The sequence below is a fragment of the Chryseobacterium paridis genome (assembly GCF_016595215.1).
GTDB classification, from domain to species: domain Bacteria; phylum Bacteroidota; class Bacteroidia; order Flavobacteriales; family Weeksellaceae; genus Chryseobacterium; species Chryseobacterium paridis.
Genome location: NZ_JAENHK010000001.1, coordinates 234,287 through 252,429 on the forward strand (window position 1 = coordinate 234,287; position 18,143 = coordinate 252,429).

General features: G+C 34.5%; 15 protein-coding genes. 7 read left to right on the forward strand and 8 right to left on the reverse strand.

Annotated elements, in window-relative coordinates:
* Window positions 1-9 precede the first annotated feature (9 nt).
* The 5 genes from JHL15_RS01100 to JHL15_RS01120 form a co-directional block, all read right to left on the reverse strand.
* Window positions 10-3,108, reverse strand: coding sequence for an efflux RND transporter permease subunit (locus JHL15_RS01100; RefSeq protein WP_200241670.1), 3,099 nt, complete (start codon window positions 3,106-3,108; stop codon window positions 10-12).
* Entirely contained in the window at window positions 3,108-4,226 is a 1,119-nt protein-coding gene (locus JHL15_RS01105) for an efflux RND transporter periplasmic adaptor subunit (protein ID WP_200241673.1), read from the reverse strand. The genes JHL15_RS01100 and JHL15_RS01105 overlap by 1 nt, the downstream gene beginning before the upstream one ends.
* 2 nt (window positions 4,227-4,228) lie before the next feature.
* Complete coding sequence (locus tag JHL15_RS01110) at window positions 4,229-5,503, reverse strand: TolC family protein (RefSeq protein ID WP_200241675.1); 1,275 nt, start codon at window positions 5,501-5,503, stop codon at window positions 4,229-4,231.
* Window positions 5,504-5,605: 102 nt separating this feature from the next.
* Entirely contained in the window at window positions 5,606-6,967 is a 1,362-nt protein-coding gene (locus JHL15_RS01115; RefSeq protein WP_200241681.1) for a sensor histidine kinase, read from the reverse strand.
* A 1-nt stretch (window position 6,968) separates the two neighbouring features.
* Window positions 6,969-7,643: a response regulator transcription factor gene (locus JHL15_RS01120; RefSeq protein WP_200241683.1), complete on the reverse strand. Its 675-nt coding sequence runs from the start codon at window positions 7,641-7,643 to the stop codon at window positions 6,969-6,971.
* Between the two features lie 224 nt (window positions 7,644-7,867).
* On the opposite strand from JHL15_RS01120, the gene rmuC reads away from it, so the two are divergent.
* The 4 genes from rmuC (at window position 7,868) to JHL15_RS01140 (ending at window position 11,956) form a co-directional block, all read left to right on the forward strand.
* Window positions 7,868-9,370: a DNA recombination protein RmuC gene (gene rmuC, locus JHL15_RS01125; RefSeq protein ID WP_394369161.1), complete on the forward strand. Its 1,503-nt coding sequence runs from the start codon at window positions 7,868-7,870 to the stop codon at window positions 9,368-9,370.
* 53 nt (window positions 9,371-9,423) lie between these two features.
* Complete coding sequence (locus JHL15_RS01130; RefSeq protein WP_200241689.1) at window positions 9,424-10,278, forward strand: LytTR family DNA-binding domain-containing protein; 855 nt, start codon at window positions 9,424-9,426, stop codon at window positions 10,276-10,278.
* Window positions 10,279-10,367: 89 nt separating this feature from the next.
* Window positions 10,368-11,159, forward strand: coding sequence for a CPBP family intramembrane glutamic endopeptidase (locus tag JHL15_RS01135; protein WP_200241691.1), 792 nt, complete (start codon window positions 10,368-10,370; stop codon window positions 11,157-11,159).
* A 20-nt stretch (window positions 11,160-11,179) separates the two neighbouring features.
* Window positions 11,180-11,956 (forward strand): TrmH family RNA methyltransferase, encoded by a 777-nt coding sequence (locus tag JHL15_RS01140; RefSeq protein WP_200241692.1) that lies wholly within the window; start codon window positions 11,180-11,182, stop codon window positions 11,954-11,956.
* 58 nt (window positions 11,957-12,014) lie between these two features.
* Here JHL15_RS01140 and JHL15_RS01145 read toward each other — a convergent pair whose 3' ends face one another.
* Window positions 12,015-12,356: a hypothetical protein gene (locus JHL15_RS01145; RefSeq protein WP_200241693.1), complete on the reverse strand. Its 342-nt coding sequence runs from the start codon at window positions 12,354-12,356 to the stop codon at window positions 12,015-12,017.
* A 183-nt stretch (window positions 12,357-12,539) separates the two neighbouring features.
* On the opposite strand from JHL15_RS01145, the gene JHL15_RS01150 reads away from it, so the two are divergent.
* Window positions 12,540-13,718: a hypothetical protein gene (locus JHL15_RS01150; protein WP_200241694.1), complete on the forward strand. Its 1,179-nt coding sequence runs from the start codon at window positions 12,540-12,542 to the stop codon at window positions 13,716-13,718.
* Window positions 13,702-14,286 (forward strand): hypothetical protein, encoded by a 585-nt coding sequence (locus JHL15_RS01155; protein WP_200241695.1) that lies wholly within the window; start codon window positions 13,702-13,704, stop codon window positions 14,284-14,286. The genes JHL15_RS01150 and JHL15_RS01155 overlap by 17 nt, the downstream gene beginning before the upstream one ends.
* Here JHL15_RS01155 and JHL15_RS01160 read toward each other — a convergent pair.
* Together JHL15_RS01160 and trhO are read right to left on the reverse strand one after the other, a co-directional pair.
* Complete coding sequence (locus JHL15_RS01160; RefSeq protein WP_234047658.1) at window positions 14,235-14,780, reverse strand: 5-formyltetrahydrofolate cyclo-ligase; 546 nt, start codon at window positions 14,778-14,780, stop codon at window positions 14,235-14,237. The genes JHL15_RS01155 and JHL15_RS01160 overlap by 52 nt on opposite strands.
* Before the next feature lie 50 nt (window positions 14,781-14,830).
* Entirely contained in the window at window positions 14,831-16,195 is a 1,365-nt protein-coding gene (trhO, locus tag JHL15_RS01165; protein WP_200241700.1) for an oxygen-dependent tRNA uridine(34) hydroxylase TrhO, read from the reverse strand.
* 405 nt (window positions 16,196-16,600) lie between these two features.
* Between trhO and JHL15_RS01170 the strand changes: the two genes are divergently transcribed.
* Window positions 16,601-18,136: a trypsin-like peptidase domain-containing protein gene (locus JHL15_RS01170; RefSeq protein WP_200241703.1), complete on the forward strand. Its 1,536-nt coding sequence runs from the start codon at window positions 16,601-16,603 to the stop codon at window positions 18,134-18,136.
* Window positions 18,137-18,143 lie beyond the last annotated feature (7 nt).

Below are 18,143 nucleotides of genomic sequence, written 5' to 3' on the forward strand. Positions count from 1 at the left end.
TTGAAAGAATTATGATGTTGCTTTATATTTTTTCTGATAAGCGTAGTAGAAGATAATGGGTAATACTGTAAAAGATAATATCATACAAATAATCAATCCACCTACGATCATAATGGCTAAAGGTTTTTGAATTTCAGAACCCATTCCATTGGATATTGCTGCAGGAAAAAGCCCCATTGATCCCATTAAAGCGATCATTACTACCGGACGAATTCTGCTTTTAACTCCTTGTGCAATTGCTTCTTTAAGAGACATCTTATTCTGGAGGTTTTCTTTCATGACTCCGATGAGCACAATCCCATCAATGGTTGCCACACCAAAAAGGATAATAAATCCAATTCCCGCGGAGATTCCAAAAATAGTTCCCGTGAACCACAGCGACAGAAACCCACCAATAAAAGCAAATGCTAATGTTACCGAAGAGATGAGTGTGTCTTTTATATTTCCAAAATTAAAATACAATAACATCAGGATAAGTACCAACGAGATCGGAACCACCATTGCCAATTGCTTAGCCGCCCTTTCTTTACTTTCAAATTCTCCCGCCCAGGTCATTTTATGATTTTTAGGAATGTTTACTTCTTTTTCAACCTTGGCTTTGGCATCTTTAATGGTACTTCCCAGATCCCTTCCTTCTATATTAAATCCAACACCAATATATCGGCTATTTCCTTCCCGGTAAATAAATGAGGGGCCTGTATGATAATCAATTGTTGCAATTTCCTTCAATGGTACTTTCTTATTATCCTGGGTCGGAATCAGGATATTTCCGATCTTTTCCGGATTATCACGATATTGTTTTTCAAATCTTAGCATTACATCAAACATCCTTTCTTCCTCGTAGAATTTTGTTGCAGCCTGTCCTCCAATCGTCATTTCAATAACCGCTTGTGCATCGGCAGTAGAAACACCGTATTTTGCCATTTTTGAATCATGCAATTGAATTCTTAACTCTGGTAAACCGATATTTTTAAAAACATTCACATCAGAAATTCCTGGAACCGTTCTTATAGATTTAGCCACCTGATTGGCATAATTTTCAAGCTGAAAAAGATCATTTCCAAAAATCTTAATCACTAAGGGTGCTTTCACCCCTGCTACATATTCTTCCACATTATCCTGAATAGGCTGGCTGAAACCAAAATTAATACCTGGATATTTCTCCAAAGAAACTCTCATTTCCTCCAAAAGTTCTTCTTTTGAAATCTTCTTTTTCCACTCGCTTTCAGGTTTCAGCTGAATATTAAATTCAATATTGAAAAATCCTGTAGGATCTGTTCCATCATTCGGGCGACCTGTTTGTGTCATTACGAAAGCTACTTCATCATATTTAGCTAAAATATTTTTCATTTCTTTTGTCAGCCTTACCGATTCATCCAGATTGACACTGTTTGGAAGGGTTGCCCGAACATAGATAGCACCTTCATTTAATTTAGGTAAAAACTCGGATCCATAGTTTGAAAACCTCCATCCGCAAATTACTAACAACACACCGAAACCAATGATAAACCCTTTTTTGTATCGTGCACTTATTTCGTACAGCTTATAAATATTAACTCTGAAGAATCTGGAAATAAAATTCTCTTTCTCTTCTATATTTTTTGTCAGCAAAAGTTTACACATTGCCGGCACATAAGTTAAACTCAATATCAAAGAACCCAGTAAAGCATAACCTAGTGTAAATGCCAGTGGGGAGAACATTTTCCCTTCTACTTTCTGGAAAGAGAAAATAGGCATCAACGCAACGATAAGAATCAACAAGGCAAAGAAAATATAGCTGGCTACGCTACCTGCACTTTTCTTAATGATCCCCAGTTTAGACATTTTATTAAATCGCCTCAGTCCTACTTTGTTTGCTTTTTGCTCGAGGGCTACAAAAACATGTTCCACGATCACAAGGGTTCCTTCGAGGAGCAATCCAAAATCAAGAGCCCCCATCGAAATAAGGTTGGCTGGTAATCCCTGAATCCTAAGCATAATAATCGCAAATAAAAATGCTAAAGGAATCACTGAGGCTACAATAAAGGTGGTTCTCCAGTTGTACAAAAAGATAAATACAATGATGGAGACTAATACAACTCCTTCAACTAAGTTTTTAGATACAGTATGAACGGTTGTATTTACAAGTTCTGTACGATCAATGATGGGAACAATTTTAACATCCCCAGGCAATTCTCCTCCATTAAGTTCTGCAATCCTTTCTTTTAATCTTCCAATTACCTCACTTGGATTTTGCCCACGAAGCATTATGACAATTCCTTCTACAACATCATCTTCTTTATTATAACCTACTTGTCCCAATCGAGGTTTCGCAGAAACTTTTACTTCAGCAACATGCTTTACTAAAATAGGGGTAGAACCTTTGACCTCGATCTTGATGTTTTCAATATCTTCTTTGCTTTCCAAAAGTCCAATTCCCCGGACCACATATGCCTGATCTCCTTTTGAGACGACATCACCGCCGACATTGATATTGCTTTTGGAAACGGCCTCATATACATCTAAAGGAGACAGATCATAATTCTGTAATTCTGTAGGATTAATTTTGATTTCATAAGTCTTTTCTTCTCCTCCAAAACTTACTACGTCAGCAACTCCGGGAACGGCAAGAAGTTCTCTTTCGATTACCCAATCCTGAATAGAAGTAATCTCTTTGATGGGTAATTTACTTTTTATAATATACCGATAAATTTCACCCGTTGCACCAGAAGGAGGTTCGATACTGTAATCTGCTCCATCAGGAAGTTTAACATTTCCTAATCTGTTGGAAGCATATTGCTGTGCATAAAAATCATCTACATGATCATCAAAAATAACGGTAACTACAGATAACCCAAACAAGGAAATGGACCGAACCGAGGTTTTATTCGGGATGGTATTCATTTCTTTGGAAATCGGTAAGGTTACAAACTTTTCTATTTCTTCGGCGCTTCGGCCTGGCCATTGAGTAATCACTCTAACTCTGGTATTGGTAACATCCGGAAAGGCTTCAATAGGCGTGCGCATGTAAGAATAAATTCCTCCGGCAAGTAAAAGGAAAGTTCCCAAAAGCACGATCAGGGAGTTTTTTAACGAGAAAGAAACAATATTCTGTACAAATTTTCGCATTACTTAGTAGAATTATTGGATTGATTTTTCATGTTTTCGTAGATGAGTAATCCATTGGAAGCGACTACACTTTCCCCTTGTTTCAAATCTCCTTCTACATAGATATACTGACTGTTGGAAGCAATTTCTGTAACTGCTCTTATCTCCATATCACAATCTTTTTTATACACGACTACATAACTTTGATTATTATCAAAAATCAGAGCTTTAGCTGGAATGGCCAATCCGGTCTTATTTTGCGCATTGATTGGTAAAACGATATCCGCAGACATTCCGGGTCTTAATTTCATGTTATGATTGTCCATGATGATTTTAGCTTTCAATACTCTTTCGTTTTCATTAAAAATCTGAGAGATAACATTTACTTTACCGGCAAAACTATCATCAGGATACGCCAGTGTCTTTACAACTACAGGTTGATTAACATAAACATGCCTCATATTAGTTGCATAGACATTAGCCATTACCCAGACTTTATCAAGATTGGAAATTGTGAATAACTGCTCTCCTCCAGCCGTAACAGGCATTCCTGTTGAAATATTTTTAGCGATCACATAACCTTCTGCAGGAGCTTTGACCTGTATATTACTACTGCCAGCAGAATAGAGTTGCATATTCTTTCTTGTTTTAGAAATATTAGACTGTATGATCTGAACTTCAGATCTGGCTTCCTGCAAGTCTTTTTGTGATGCAATATCATCTTTATACATGGCCTCTACGGAGGATAGTTTTCTTTTGGCTACAGCCAATTGTGCCTGCAAGGTTTGGGTATCGTCCTGCATCTCATTTAATGAGACACTTTTTATCGTTGCTAACACTTGCCCTTTCTTTACATAATCTCCTAAAGAAAAGTAGGTTTCTGTAACTACCCCGTCCACAAGACTTACAAAAGGGACTGTTTTATCAGAATTACTTTCCACTTCTCCTGTAAGGGTAATGCTCTCTTCTACAGAGCGCATTTCTACTTTAGCAAGCTTAAGATCTTTTTTTAATTCTTTACTGATACAATAATTTTGAGGCTCAGCATCCTTGGTGTTTTTGTTCTCAGTACAAGATGCCAACACAACAATTACTGAGAAATACATTGCTATTTTATATTTTGTAGTATTCATTTTCATAATTACAGATCTTGCCCCACAACATATTGCAGGTTTTCATAATATTGATTAAGTTCCTTTTTGGTATCAAGTATGATCATTTTGTTTCCTATATAAGTATCAAGGAAATCCATATATTCCAGCATGCTGATGTTTCTGAGTCTGAAATTCTTTTCATGACTTGTCAATAAACCATCTAAAGTCGTTTCATAAGAATCATCCAGTTCCTGAGAGATTTTCTGAGTCCGGGTGTAATTCTGAAATACGGAAGTAATTTCGTTTTCAGATTTGAGAATGCTTTTTCGGGTCTCAAAATTGGATTTTGTAATTTCCAGTTTGGCTTCCTGAATATTCCCTTTATTTCGGTCGAAAATCGGAAGATCAAATGAAATACCCAATCCAACAAAATCCTTCATGATATTCCCCCCTCGATCATACCCTACAGAAAATGCAATATCAGGCGTCTTTAATGCATTCTGTAATTCCAGGTTTTTCTGAGCATGTTTCTCTTTATTTTTTGTGATTAAAATATCCGGTCGGTTTTCCTTTGCAATGTCCAGCCACTTTGGTAATTCCAATTCTGAAAGTTCTTTTTCAGGCATTGATAAATGATCTGTAATGACGAGATAAGACTTGGAAGGAAGAATAAGCAATGCTTTTAATTCAACCTGTTGTTCTGTAATTTCCTGCTGTAATGAAATTAGCTTCTTCTTGAATTCAATTTCCTGTGCTTTCAACCGGACGTATTCAGATTTACTGATGTTCCCCAGGTTCAATTGATTTTGATAAGACTTTGTCAGTTTCTCAATGGAAGAGATCTGCCCTTTATACAATTTTTGCTGTTCCTGATTGTATATAATGTCTGTCAGGGTATTTCGTAATAATTTTTTGAGTTCACGCAGTACTTCCTGCAATTCGAACTTTTCACCATCAACTTCAATTTTCTGAAGTTCAATATTCTTTCTTCTCTTCCCTGCCGTCTGGATCACCTGTTCTATCTCAGCAGAGAACTGAGTGTTTTTCCCCCAATTGCCAATTAACGCTGGTTGCTGCTCAATATCATAAGTCCGCCAAAGATTGATTTCATTGACGGTCAATTTAGGATTAGGCCAAAATTTGGATTGAACAACACGGGCTTCCGCCTGGGAAATCTCTAATTTCTGGGCAATAAGGTCAAGGTTATTGGCAAGAAATATCGTTTCTGCCTCTTTCCTTCCAATTTGTATAGTATCTACAATTTGTGCTGAAAAGAACCCAAAAAGGTGAATGTAAAATAATGTAAAAATAAATTTCTTCAAGGTCTCTTGTTTAAGACCACAAAGCTATTTTGTAAACATTAAAGCCAATTTCAAATCAAATTAAGATTCGGTTAGCCCAACATTAGAATTCGATTAGAGTATTTATTTAATGGCAGGAAAAGTAAGGATGACTTGCGTTCCGGCATCTATTAAAGATTCAATTTTCATTTGAATATGATGATGATCAAATATACTTTTAGACAAAGAAAGCCCGATTCCGCTCCCTTTTACCTGATCTACATTTTTACCCCGGTAGAAAGTCTCTGTAATCTTTTCAAGATCATCAGAGGAAATTCCCCTACCCTGATCTTTAATTTCAATCACCAGATGTTTATCTTTTTCTAAAAGAACAATTTCTATTGGATGGTTATGAGAATATTTAATTGCATTTTCTACAATATTATATAAGGCTAAATAAAGCAAGGTCTCATTTCCTGGGAATTCCAATAATTCGGATGTACTGACCTGCAGATTTATTTTAATTGAAGAATTATTATCCTGGGCTTTAGGATTAAGCTTTTCGTAGATCTTCCAGATAAGCTCATCAATTCTTACTTGTTGGTGTGACTTTTCAAGTTTGGCCAGACCGGACATTAACAAAAGATTGTTGAGAATGCTTTCAATTTCATATACATTCTCTAGTGATTCATTGACCACCTTCCGGTATTCCTCCGGCGAACGGTCTTTTTGAGCAAAAACCTCCAAATTACCCGAAATGGCTGCCAGTGGTGTTTTGAATTCATGAGAGACATAATTGATAAAATTCTGTTGCAATAAAATACTTTCGGAGATTCTTCCAAATAATTTATTGTAAGACTTAATAAGGTCTTCAATCTCATCATGTGTATTGGTAGAGGTTATAGCATTGGAAATGGTAGTATAATCTACGTCATTAATTCTCTTTACAACATTCGAAAGAGGCTTATAAACTATTTTAGAAAGATATCTGCTCAGAAAATAAATAACCAGCAGTCCCAAAATCAAGACGGCAAGCATAATAATAGAAAGCCTTACCATTTGTGACTTAAAGGAATCATTGGGAGACTTGACAAAAACTACAAAATCCCCCTGATTGTCAGGATAAAAAATACCATAATAGAAATTATTATCTGACATAAACTGAACCACTTTATTGTTCCTGGCAGTTTTCAGATGCATCGCCTTAATATTCGCATCATTAAGGTTTTGACCAAAAGTAACTTCATTATATTTATTATAAACTGCTACTTTTTTATTTTCAATTAAATGATTGTATTCTGTTTTGATCTGAGCATGCCTGCTTTTTGGAAGTTCATCTTGTTCCAAATAATAAATGGCTGAAATAAGGGCTGTATTTCTGAGTCTCTCAAAATAAGAGATCTTTGTACTGTCATAATAGACAAAAAACACCACTGCAAAAGTAATGATGGTAACAATGCCAAAGGAAAGGCTGGAAATGATGGTAAATCTGTTCCGTAAAGTCATTTTAATCTTTAATCAGATAACCGGTTCCCTTAATCGTATGAATAATCTTTTGCTCACTCTCGTCAATTTTATTTCGCACATAAGAAATATAAACATCTACTACGTTGGTGGTACTATCAAAATTAATTCCCCAAACATTATGCAGAATCTGCGTCCTGCTTAGAACCCTATTTTTATTTTCCAATAAGAAAGTCAGGAGCTTATATTCTGTGGGAGAAAGTTCTATTTCTTTATTATTCTGAACCACCTTATGAAGATCGGTATCTATGGTAAGATTTCCACAGCTTAAAAGTTGAGTTTCCTCCTGATAGCTCAGCTTATTTCTTCTGGTCAATGCTTTAATCCTTGAGATCAGCTCTTCAAAATGAAATGGTTTGGATAGATAATCATCAGCACCCAGATCCAGCATCTTTATTTTATCATCCGGACTATTTAATGCACTGAGAACCAATATCGGTGTATAATTTTTTTTGAACCTGATAATCTGTGTCAGCTGCATTCCATCCAGACCTGGCAGCATAATATCCATTAAAATAATATCAAAATCGTAAGTATTAATAAGGTCACGGGCCTTTTCGCCAGAGTCTGCAAGAACCATTTGATAACCTGCTTCACCCAGACCTTTTACAAGAAATTTACTGATTCGCTCATCATCTTCTACTAGTAAAATATTCATGTATTCTGAAATTTCCCATAAATATAAGTATTCTTGTTTAGAAAGGGAACTGGAGGGAAATTGAAAATTGAAAGTTGAAGATTGAAAGTTATAAAATGATGGACAGCATTATTTATAATGAAGGGAAAATAATCGAATCTTGTGGAACAATTACAAATTATTTTTATTTATATCATAAAAGCATCCCTCTTCCAGCTTCCAGCCTTTTTTCATAATTTTGAAAAATGGAGATGACATATTTAATCATAGGTTTTATTATTGGTGGCTTGTTGGGCGCTGTTATATTATATTTTATCTTGAAATCGTCTATGGTTTCAAGATCTTCTTATGATGAGATCAATAATCTTTACATCAAAAAAAATTCTGATGTAGAAAATATGAATCAGAAAATTCAGGAATTACATCAGGATATCAATTCCGAAAAGGAACATAATCAGCAACAATCAGATCTTCTTAATGATCTTAAAAATGAATATGCTAAAGTTTCTGCTGAGCATTCTTCTTTAAGCTCCCAATATCAGGAGCAAAAACATTTTACAAGCAAGCAAACTTCTCAAATAGAAACCCTTCTAACTGAAAAGCAGAATATTTTTGCCCGAAACTCTGAGCTATCAGCCATCAATGAGAGTCTGCAGAAATCTCTTCAGACTCAAAAAGAAGAGATTATTAAAATACAGGAAGATTCAAAAATTCAATTTGAAAATCTGGCCAATAAAATCCTTGAAGAAAAAGCAGAAAAATTTACTACACTGAATCAAAATAATCTTAAAACAATTCTTGAACCTTTTCAGGAAAAAATCACTGATTTAAAAAACAGGGTCAATGAGGCCTATGAAAAAGAAAACAAGGAACGATTTTCTTTAGCCGAAAAGGTAAAGGAACTTGCAGAACTCAATCAGCAGATTTCTGAAGATGCAAAAAAATTGACCCGAGCTTTAAAAGGAGAAAGTAAAACCCAAGGGAACTGGGGTGAAATGATCCTTGAAAGTATTCTTGAAAAGTCAGGATTGGTAAAAGGGAGAGAATATTTCCTGGAACATGAACTTCGGGATGAAGATAATAAGGCACTATTTTCAGAATTTTCCGGGAAGAAAATGCGTCCTGATGCTGTTGTAAAATATCCTGATGAAAGAAATGTTATCGTAGATTCTAAAGTTTCTTTAACTGCTTTTACAGAATTAGTGGATGAAACCGATCCGGAAATCTATGCTATAAAACTCAATCAACACTTATCCTCTGTAAAAAATCATATCAGCCAGCTAAGTCAAAAAGCGTACGATGATTATGGAAAATCTCTTGATTTTGTAATGATGTTTATTCCCAGCGAGCCTGCCTATATTGCTGCAATGCAGGCGGATCAAAATCTTTGGAACTTTGCATATGATAAAAGGATTTTACTTTTGAATCCAAGCAATTTAATTACTTCATTAAAACTGATTGCCGATCTTTGGAAACGTGAGTATCAGAATAGAAATTCAATGGAGATTGCAGATAGAGGAGCTAAATTGTATGACAAGTTTGTTGGTTTCGTTGAAAATCTTGAAAAAGTAGGTAAGAATCTGGATCAGGCGAAAAATGTTTACAATGATGCTTATAAGCAATTATCAACAGGTAATGACAATCTGATCAATCAAACCCAGAAATTGAAATCTTTAGGAATAAAGAATAAGAAAGAATTGCCTCAAAGTCTGATTGACACCAATGAAATCATCCCCAATATAGAATAATAACATCTGAAAAATGGTGAAGTTTCATAAAAACAGGATTTAAATTTTGTAAGATGAGTCAGCGAGTTTCTTTTACATCCTTTCCCTATCCAAAATCGGAATCTCAAAAAGAGATTTTAATTTCCTCTGTACTTGCAGGAATTCTGATTTATCTGTTTTTAATAGTTTTTCAACCATTTGGAACGGATCAATTTCAGCATAAGCTTAAGTACCTTTTACTTTTTCCGTATTCCATTATTTTTGGAGCTTCTTTTTTTATCGTCAATCTCCTCACTATAAAAATCAACAACTGGAATATTGTTTATGAATTACTAAAAATAGCGGTCATCCTTTTATTAGCCTCTATCCCTTCTTATTTTTATAATACATTATTCCTTAGCCATGTAAAACTGAGTTTCTCAAATTATCTCTACATGGTTATGCTCACTTTTGCATTAGGAATTCCTATTTCCATTATTTATGTTCTATCAAGGTATATTTATCTGAAAAAAAATCACGAAAACACGGCTGATAAGATTTCTACTCAATTGGATGAAATTGAACTTACTACTCATTCGGAAAAAAAAACATTGGACATTATTGCCGGTACTGCTCAATTACAAATTTCCGAAGGTGATTTCCTTTGCGCCCAATCTCTGGAAAATTACTGTGCTATCTATTATATAGAATATAATTCCGTCAAAAAAGTTCTTTTGAGAATCAGCCTATCAAAATTATTGGATCAAATAGAAATCCATTCGATTAAAAGAAGCCATCGATCTTATATCGTCAACCTGACCAAAGTAACACATGTAAAAGGTAATGCTCAAGGATACAAGTTAAGTATCGAAAATATTGACTTCACAATTCCGGTGTCCAGAAGTTTCATGTCAACTACCATTAATCATTTGCAAAGCCTGATTGAATGACCTTTGTCGTCCGTCACATTATCATGTTACTCGTCACATAAATTTGATTACAGGAATAATAAGCCACAATTTTGCTCAAATTTTCAAACATGAGTAAAACTGTTTATTTCTATACTGTATTTATCCTTGGTTTTTTAACCTATTATTTCTTTGATCTTTTCTGCTTTAAAACCATTCAAAATTTTAGCAAAGAAACCATGAATAATAAAGCGATTGCCCACGTGATTGCTTATTCCGTCACATTGATTCCTTTGATCCTTACAGCAAAGCTTTTATTCCCCAAAAAGAAACTATCTGAACTATTTTCTGTTGACAAGCCCATTTTTGTTGGATATGTTGTAGCCTGTGTAACAACTTTACCCATGCTAATTGGTTATTTTCTATTTTTTCACCTGGTGAAAGACATTCATTTTGATTCATTATTTATCAATACAGCATCTTCTGCTCTATTTGAAGAAATAATATTCAGAGCTTTTTTAATAGGGATCTTATATAGATATACAGGAATGGGGTTTATCACTTCCATACTGTTTGGCTCCCTTCTGTTCGCGCAGGTTCATTTATATCAAAGTAGTGATACCAAAGAAATCATCGAAATACTAAGCATCACATTTTTAGGATCTATTCTTTTTGCGTGGATCTATTTTGAATGGAATTTTAATCTTTGGATAGCAGTTTTTGTACACTTCTTTATGAATCTGTATTGGGAAATCTTTGCCGTTTCAGATAATGTTTCAGGCAATTTATATGGAAATATATTCAAATTCCTATCTGTACTCCTGCTGATAGGTATTACCATCTATTATAAAAAGAAAAAGAAAATCCCTTTTAACATTACAATGAAAAGCCTTTTCTTAAAAAGGGGGGAAATTGAACAATAAATTTTGCATAATTTTGCAGGATGCTAATAGAAAGTTTCCAGAACGAAAAAATCAAGAACATTACTAAACTTCTTACAGATAACAGATTCCGAAAGAAATCCAAAGTATTTGTTGTTGAAGGGCAACAGGAAAATGAAAGGGCCCAGAAATTTGATTTTGAGCCTGTAGAGTTTTTCATTTGTGAAAATATTTTCAAGGGTAAAGCTCCTGTGGGAAAGACACATTACGTAAGTGAAAAAGTATATGAGAAAATAGCATATCGGGGAAGTTCTGAAGGGATCATTGGAGTTTATAAAACGAAAGAATCTGAACTTTCTACATTCGAACCAAAAGAAAATGCAAGTATCATTGTCGTTGAGGGGGTTGAGAAACCAGGAAATTTAGGGGCTATTTTAAGAAGCTGCGAGGCTTTCGGGATTGATGCACTCATTGTTGCTGATGCAAAAGCTGATTTTTATAATCCTAATGTAATTCGTTCCAGTGTTGGATGTCTTTTTGGAATGGAAGTCTTTCAGGCTGAAAATACAGAAACATTTGAATTCCTTCAAAAGAACAAGTTCAATATATATACTACCCTAATGGATGAGAGCGCTGAAGACCTGTATAAAAGAGATTTCACTCAACGTTCAGCGGTGTTGTTTGGCACTGAGCATTCGGGATTAAGTGATTTCTGGATTGGGAAGGGTAAAAATACTTTGATTCCTATGACAGGAAGTATTGATTCTTTAAATCTAAGTAATGCAGTAGCTATTACCTGCTATGAATCTTTAAAGCAAAAAAAGACTCAGAAACTATAAAGCATAAAAAAACCGCTTCGCTGGGCGAAACGGTTCTTTTATTTTAGTCTGGCTAAAATTATTTTTTAGCAGCGTCTTTAACTTCTTTAGCAGCTTCTTTAGTTGCATCTTTAGCAGCATCAGCAGCACCTTTAGCAGCATCAGCAGCACCAGCAGCAGCTCCTTTAGCAGCGTCAGCAGCAGCAGTAGTAGTTGCAGCAGCAGCACCTTTAGCAGCGTCTACAGTAGCAGTAGCAGCAGAATCAACAACTTGAGCAGCAGAATCAGCTACAACAGCAGCAGAATCAGTAGCAGCAACAGCAGCAGAATCAGCAGCACCTTCAGTAGAAGTAGCTTCAGTTTTTTTACAAGCAACTAGAGAGATTGCAGCGATAGCAGCTACGAATAATGACTTTTTCATAATAAATTAAATTTAATTTTGTTAATATTGTTTTATAAAATTTTCTTTCGTTCTATTATTTGAACAAGACAAAGGTATAGCAGATAGAAAATTTGTCTATGAAAAATAATTGTAATACCTTTGTAAAACAATTTTACAAATAAATATATCTGATAACCAATAACTTAATCACTTTATATAAACTTGACAGATTTAGATCTATTACACTTTGAGCAGCTGAAAAAGGATGTACAGGCTCAATATTTAGAAGAATACACTCCTTCCTATGATGATATTTCTAAATGGAAGGGGATTGATATTATATATTTCCAGGAAGATCTTCGTAAAAAGGCTAAAGGAAACATCAGCGAAAAATCATTTTATACCTATTTTAAAAACTCACCTGTTACCAAATTACCCAGAATAGATATGCTCAATTTACTGAGTATCTATGCAGGTTATGACTCTTGGTACGAATTCAAAAAGCAACATCTTTTTGCAGGAGAATTACTACAGGATGAGAAGGATCTTAATGATGAGGAAATTCAGGAATTAGAGGAAACGATCAATCAGCTTCCTCAAACATCAAAAACGGAAGTTTTTTCCCAAAAAACAACACCAAAAACCACAGAAAACACTGATTTACAAAAATCAATATCTGAAAATCAAACAATTAGCCAAAATAAAAATTTTAACACTTCAGAAGAGAATACCCTTACAGAACCCAACAAAAAGTTCATAAAAAAGAATGCCTGGGCTATGATTACTTCAGTTTTAATTATTATCACCGGAGTTTTAGGTTTTAAAGACGAAATTTTCTCTAAAGAATACAAATATTGTTTTACGGATGCTGACAGAGGCGTTTCAGTGATTAACACTTTAGAAATAAAAGTATTCAAGGAAAATGAATCACCAATATTGTTTAAAATAAATCCCGGAGAGTGCTTCAGGTATTCGACAAAGGATAAAATTCTTAAAATGCAGATCACAGCACCATTTTACGAACCACTTACAGTAAATCGTAGCCTGGAAAATGCTCCTAAAGAAGAAATGATCGAGATGAAGCCTGATGATTATAAAATGGCGGCTTATTATTTCTCTATAAAAGATGTAAAAGGAGGTAATCCTGAAGAGCAGTTCGCGCTGATTAAACAAAAAAGAAAACAACTGGAGAATCTGATCAGCAACAATGCTGTAATTTACCAGGTATATGACAATGATACTTATGGTATAGAAACTTTAGACAAACAAAAATATATTACCCTCGTAACGACACCTACAACCTCTCTAAAGAATCTTAAGGTGATAGAAATGAAAAAGGACGGCGGAAAAATAATATCCATTAAATTTAAAATTGCAAATACTGATGAAAAGAATAAGTAATTTTTTAATTGCCTTGTTACTACTGATTGCTTTTATTGCCTGTAACAATAAAAAGAATGAAGTAAGTGATCTGGATAAGCTAAGAAACAGCACCAATACAAAAAGCTATCCTGCAGTTCAAATGGACAGCATGCAAGCCATCAATTCTATTACCAAGCAAAAGGTACAGGAACTTTTGGACCTGTCTACTCTTTATTTATCCGGAAAAAGGAATACAGAAATTGATACCGTAATTTACTCACAAATGGAAAGCTATTTTCACAGACCGGATAGCCTTACTTTTAAGAAATTATTCAAGGAATTAGATAGCTTAAAGGTAAAAACCGTGAAAGTAAATAATCTGCAGGTGGTTAAAGATTACTATAAAAAAGACACATTAGACTATGCTACCTTTAATGTGGAATATTTCGATGATAAGAACAGGTCTTTGGGAACATTTGAAAAAAAAGCACAGTATACCCTTATGTCCAAACCCATAAAATTCAAAAAAGAGTTTAAGTTTTATTTTTTGAATTTCTATTCTTCTCCTCCAAAGAAAGACAGCACCTCCGTTGGGGTCACTAAATAATCTAAAGCGATATCATTTTCCCAGATATCATCAATAATCTCATCGGGGTTGAAGTAATTCACTCCGATTTTTTTTGATCCCTCAGACAAGCCCAGAAAAAACCCATCATAAAATCCTTTGCCATACCCCACTCTATTTCCTTTTTCATCACAATACAGCACAGGAGTGATCACAAAATTAAAATTCACCTCACCGGAATCTTTATAAGAAACAGGCTCCGAAATTCCCCAGGAACTGGTTTCAAACTCTGTTTCAGGAAATATTTCAACCGAAATAAGTTCTTCTCCTACGACCTTTGGAACAAAAACCCTAATTTCTTGCCTCAGAAAATATTGAATAAAGATCCGAGTGTCAATTTCATTGAATTTTTCAATAGGAAGAAATATATGTACTTTTTGTTTCGATAAAGGTTTAAAATAGCTAATAAAATGATCAAAAATCTTTTCTGATAACAAGAAAGCCTCATCATCTGATAAGGCTTTTCTTTTTTGCATATATTTTTTTCTAAGTTCAGTTTTAAACATAATCATTATGCATTATCAACTTATACAATTTTATATAATTTATCTGACAATCGAACCCTGAAAGGAAGCTCAAAAGTGATCTGATCACCTACTTTTGCTGTTTCACAAGGCACTCCATTGGCATATATCTGAGTAATTATAACTTCCTGCTCACCTGTTGTTGGTCCAGAAATCAAAACCTTATCACCAATTGAAAGCTCTTTATTCTCAATTAAAAACTGTGCAATTTTTGATTTTGAGTAATAATGTTCCGCCTTTCCAATCAACGTCTTTTTAACTTTTATTTTCTGACGAATATCTTTTGTTTCAGGTTTTATTGTCACTTTTCCTAAAGGTTGAGTTGACATATCCCCTGAATTTTTAAATTTCAAGGCATCGGATTTTCCTTTTCTGAAAACTTTATTTCCAACCTGTAAGCCTTTTCTTAATGCAACCTGCTCTTCCCAAGGCAAATGGATTGTTTCCAGACATTCTGTAGAACATGTATTTTCCATCGCTTCTTTACATTCATCACATTGAATAAACAACAAATGACAAGCATCATTCGCACAATTCGTATGATTGTCACAAGGCTTTCCACATTGGTGACACTGCGAAATAATATCGTCTGTAATTCTCTCCCCTAAACGGTGATCGAACACGAAATTTTTCCCGATAAATTTACTTTCAATGTTTTCTTCTTTAATTTGACGGGTGTATTCAATAATTCCTCCTTCCAATTGGTAAACGTTCTTAAAGCCCTGATGCTTAAAGTAAGCACTGGCCTTTTCACAACGAATCCCCCCAGTACAGTACATCAAAAGATTTTTATCTTCTTTAAAATCCTGTAATTGCTCATTGATAATAGGCAAACTCTCTCTAAAGTTTTCCACATCAGGAGTAATTGCACCTTCGAAATGTCCAACTTCGCTTTCATAGTGATTTCTAAAATCTACTACAATTGTGTTCGGATCTTCAAGCATATTATTGAATTCCTGAGCTTTCAGGTGAATTCCTTTATTGGTAACATCAAAAGTTTTATCATTCAAACCGTCTGCAACTATTTTATGCCTAACTTTTATCGTTAATTTTAAAAAAGAATGATTGTCCTGCTCAACAGCAACATTTAAGCGGATTCCCCTCATAAAGTCATAAACTTCCAGCGTATTACGAAATGCTTCAAACTGATCCGCAGGAACACTCATCTGAGCATTTATTCCTTCATTTGCAACATAAATACGACCAAGCGCATCTAATGCATTCCAGGCTATAAATAATTCGTCGCGAAATTTTTTGGGATCTTCAATTTTGGCATACGCATAGAAAGACAATGTAAGACGTTCCTTACCAGCTTCATCAATAAGTTGAGCTCTTTCTTCTGCGCTTAAGGTGTTGTACAGTTGCATGCTATAAACTTTTTAAGTGAGAAAAATTTTTGCAAATATAATAATTTTTCAATTGGGGAGATTGATCAGCAAAACAGCCATTGTATATCCTATAAAAATGGATCATAAGAAATCACTACTATTAATCATAGATTTTACCTGTGTTTTTAAGAATCATTTTTACTTATTGATAATTATTCTTAACTTCATGACAATACAACCATCTATATGTCATATTGTCTTTAATAATTTTTTAATTTCCGTTAATTGAGATCGTAAGAATTATAGTATAATCCATAAATTATTGCAATTGCCGTTAAATTTTAGTTAAAATTGAAACATTCCATACCAATCGCATACCTATTTAGCATTAAATTTGTTTACCTTAAAACCTAAATTAACTAATAAAATAAAAGAAGATATACAATGAAGAGTACTTTAAAAAAACTATTACCATTTGCTGTAGTAGGAGTTATTTCAGGAGCTACTACCGTTGGCACAATACAATATTTTGGTCATAGTGCTAATAATGGCGACCAGTCTTATTTCACTTCTGCTGCCAATACTTCATTCGTAGGAATGAATACAGCAACTACAGGAGATGATTTCGTAAAAGCTGCAAAAACAACTGTTCCAGCTGTTGTTACTATCAAAAATTACCAGTCAAGAACGTCAAGCAGAGCTTCAGAGCAAGATTTATTTGACTTTTTCTTCGGTGACCCTTTTGGCGGAAGAGGCGGCGGACAACAAAGACAAAAACAACAGCAACAGGCTCCGGACAATATGCCATCAGGGATGGGATCAGGAGTTATTATTTCCCCTGATGGATATATCATTTCCAACAACCACGTAGTGGCAGGCGCTAATAAACTCGAAGTTGTTTTAAGCAATAAGAAAGCGTACATCGCAACATTAATAGGAACTGATCCTAATACAGATATTTCCTTATTAAAAATAGAAGAAAAAGGATTACCATATCTGAACTTTGCTAACTCTGATAATATTGAAGTAGGACAATGGGTTCTTGCAGTCGGAAATCCACTTGGATTGAACTCAACTGTTACCGCAGGTATTATTTCAGCAAAAGGAAGAGGAATTGGCATTCTGGGATCTCAAGGGAAAGCGAGCAATCCAATTGAAAGCTTTATCCAAACTGATGCTGCTATTAATCCTGGAAACTCGGGAGGTGCATTGGTAAATGCTAATGGTGATTTAATCGGAATTAACTCTGCTATCCAATCAACTACCGGATATTATCAAGGGTATGGATTTGCAATACCATCTAACTTAGCAAGAAAAATTGTTGAGGACATCAAGAAATTCGGAATTGTACAAAGAGGATTTTTAGGAGTCGCTTCTTTAGATCTTTCAGATGACCAGCAAGTTGCCATGTATAATAAGCAAAAGAAAGCTAATCTGAAAGCAGGTTCTGGTGTATATGTGACTGAAGTTACAGATAATAGTGGTGCTGAAAATGCAGGAATTAAAAATGGAGATATAATCACAAAAATTGATGGAACTGCAATTACTGATTTCGCAGACCTTTCAATGGCAGTGGGAAGCAAACGACCTGGTGATAAAGTTCAGGTAACTTACACAAGAAATGGTAAAGAAAATGTAACAACTGTTACGCTAAAAGATCAAAAAGGCGGAACTTCTGCAAGAACAAAAGCTGATCTGAGTGTAACAGAAAAAATAGGAGCTGAATTTACACCTTTAAGCGATTCATTTAAAACAAGCTATGGATTAAATAGTGGTGTTATTGCAAAAAATGTAGCAGAAGGAAGTGAAATGGCTAAAATTGGAGTAGTTGATAACTACATCATTATTGAAATCAATGGTAAGCCCGTAAATTCACAAGACGACGTTGAGAAAGCTCTTAACAAGTATCAGGGTAACGTTCAGGTGAAGTTTGTAGATGAATACGGAAGAATCTACACTAAAGGTTTTAAAATGCCCTAATAGATTT

What these genes read in the sequence shown, in the direction of transcription:
- JHL15_RS01100 (WP_200241670.1), bottom strand. Translation starts at nt 3,108, where the DNA reads ATGCGAAAATTTGTACAGAATATTGTTTCTTTCTCGTTAAAAAACTCC.
- JHL15_RS01105 (WP_200241673.1), bottom strand. Translation starts at nt 4,226, where the DNA reads ATGAAAATGAATACTACAAAATATAAAATAGCAATGTATTTCTCAGTA.
- JHL15_RS01115 (WP_200241681.1), bottom strand. Translation starts at nt 6,967, where the DNA reads ATGACTTTACGGAACAGATTTACCATCATTTCCAGCCTTTCCTTTGGC.
- JHL15_RS01120 (WP_200241683.1), bottom strand. Translation starts at nt 7,643, where the DNA reads ATGAATATTTTACTAGTAGAAGATGATGAGCGAATCAGTAAATTTCTT.
- rmuC (WP_394369161.1), top strand. Translation starts at nt 7,868, where the DNA reads ATGGAGATGACATATTTAATCATAGGTTTTATTATTGGTGGCTTGTTG.
- JHL15_RS01130 (WP_200241689.1), top strand. Translation starts at nt 9,424, where the DNA reads ATGAGTCAGCGAGTTTCTTTTACATCCTTTCCCTATCCAAAATCGGAA.
- JHL15_RS01135 (WP_200241691.1), top strand. Translation starts at nt 10,368, where the DNA reads ATGAGTAAAACTGTTTATTTCTATACTGTATTTATCCTTGGTTTTTTA.
- JHL15_RS01140 (WP_200241692.1), top strand. Translation starts at nt 11,180, where the DNA reads ATGCTAATAGAAAGTTTCCAGAACGAAAAAATCAAGAACATTACTAAA.
- JHL15_RS01145 (WP_200241693.1), bottom strand. Translation starts at nt 12,356, where the DNA reads ATGAAAAAGTCATTATTCGTAGCTGCTATCGCTGCAATCTCTCTAGTT.
- JHL15_RS01155 (WP_200241695.1), top strand. Translation starts at nt 13,702, where the DNA reads ATGAAAAGAATAAGTAATTTTTTAATTGCCTTGTTACTACTGATTGCT.
- JHL15_RS01160 (WP_234047658.1), bottom strand. Translation starts at nt 14,780, where the DNA reads ATGCAAAAAAGAAAAGCCTTATCAGATGATGAGGCTTTCTTGTTATCA.
- trhO (WP_200241700.1), bottom strand. Translation starts at nt 16,195, where the DNA reads ATGCAACTGTACAACACCTTAAGCGCAGAAGAAAGAGCTCAACTTATT.
- JHL15_RS01170 (WP_200241703.1), top strand. Translation starts at nt 16,601, where the DNA reads ATGAAGAGTACTTTAAAAAAACTATTACCATTTGCTGTAGTAGGAGTT.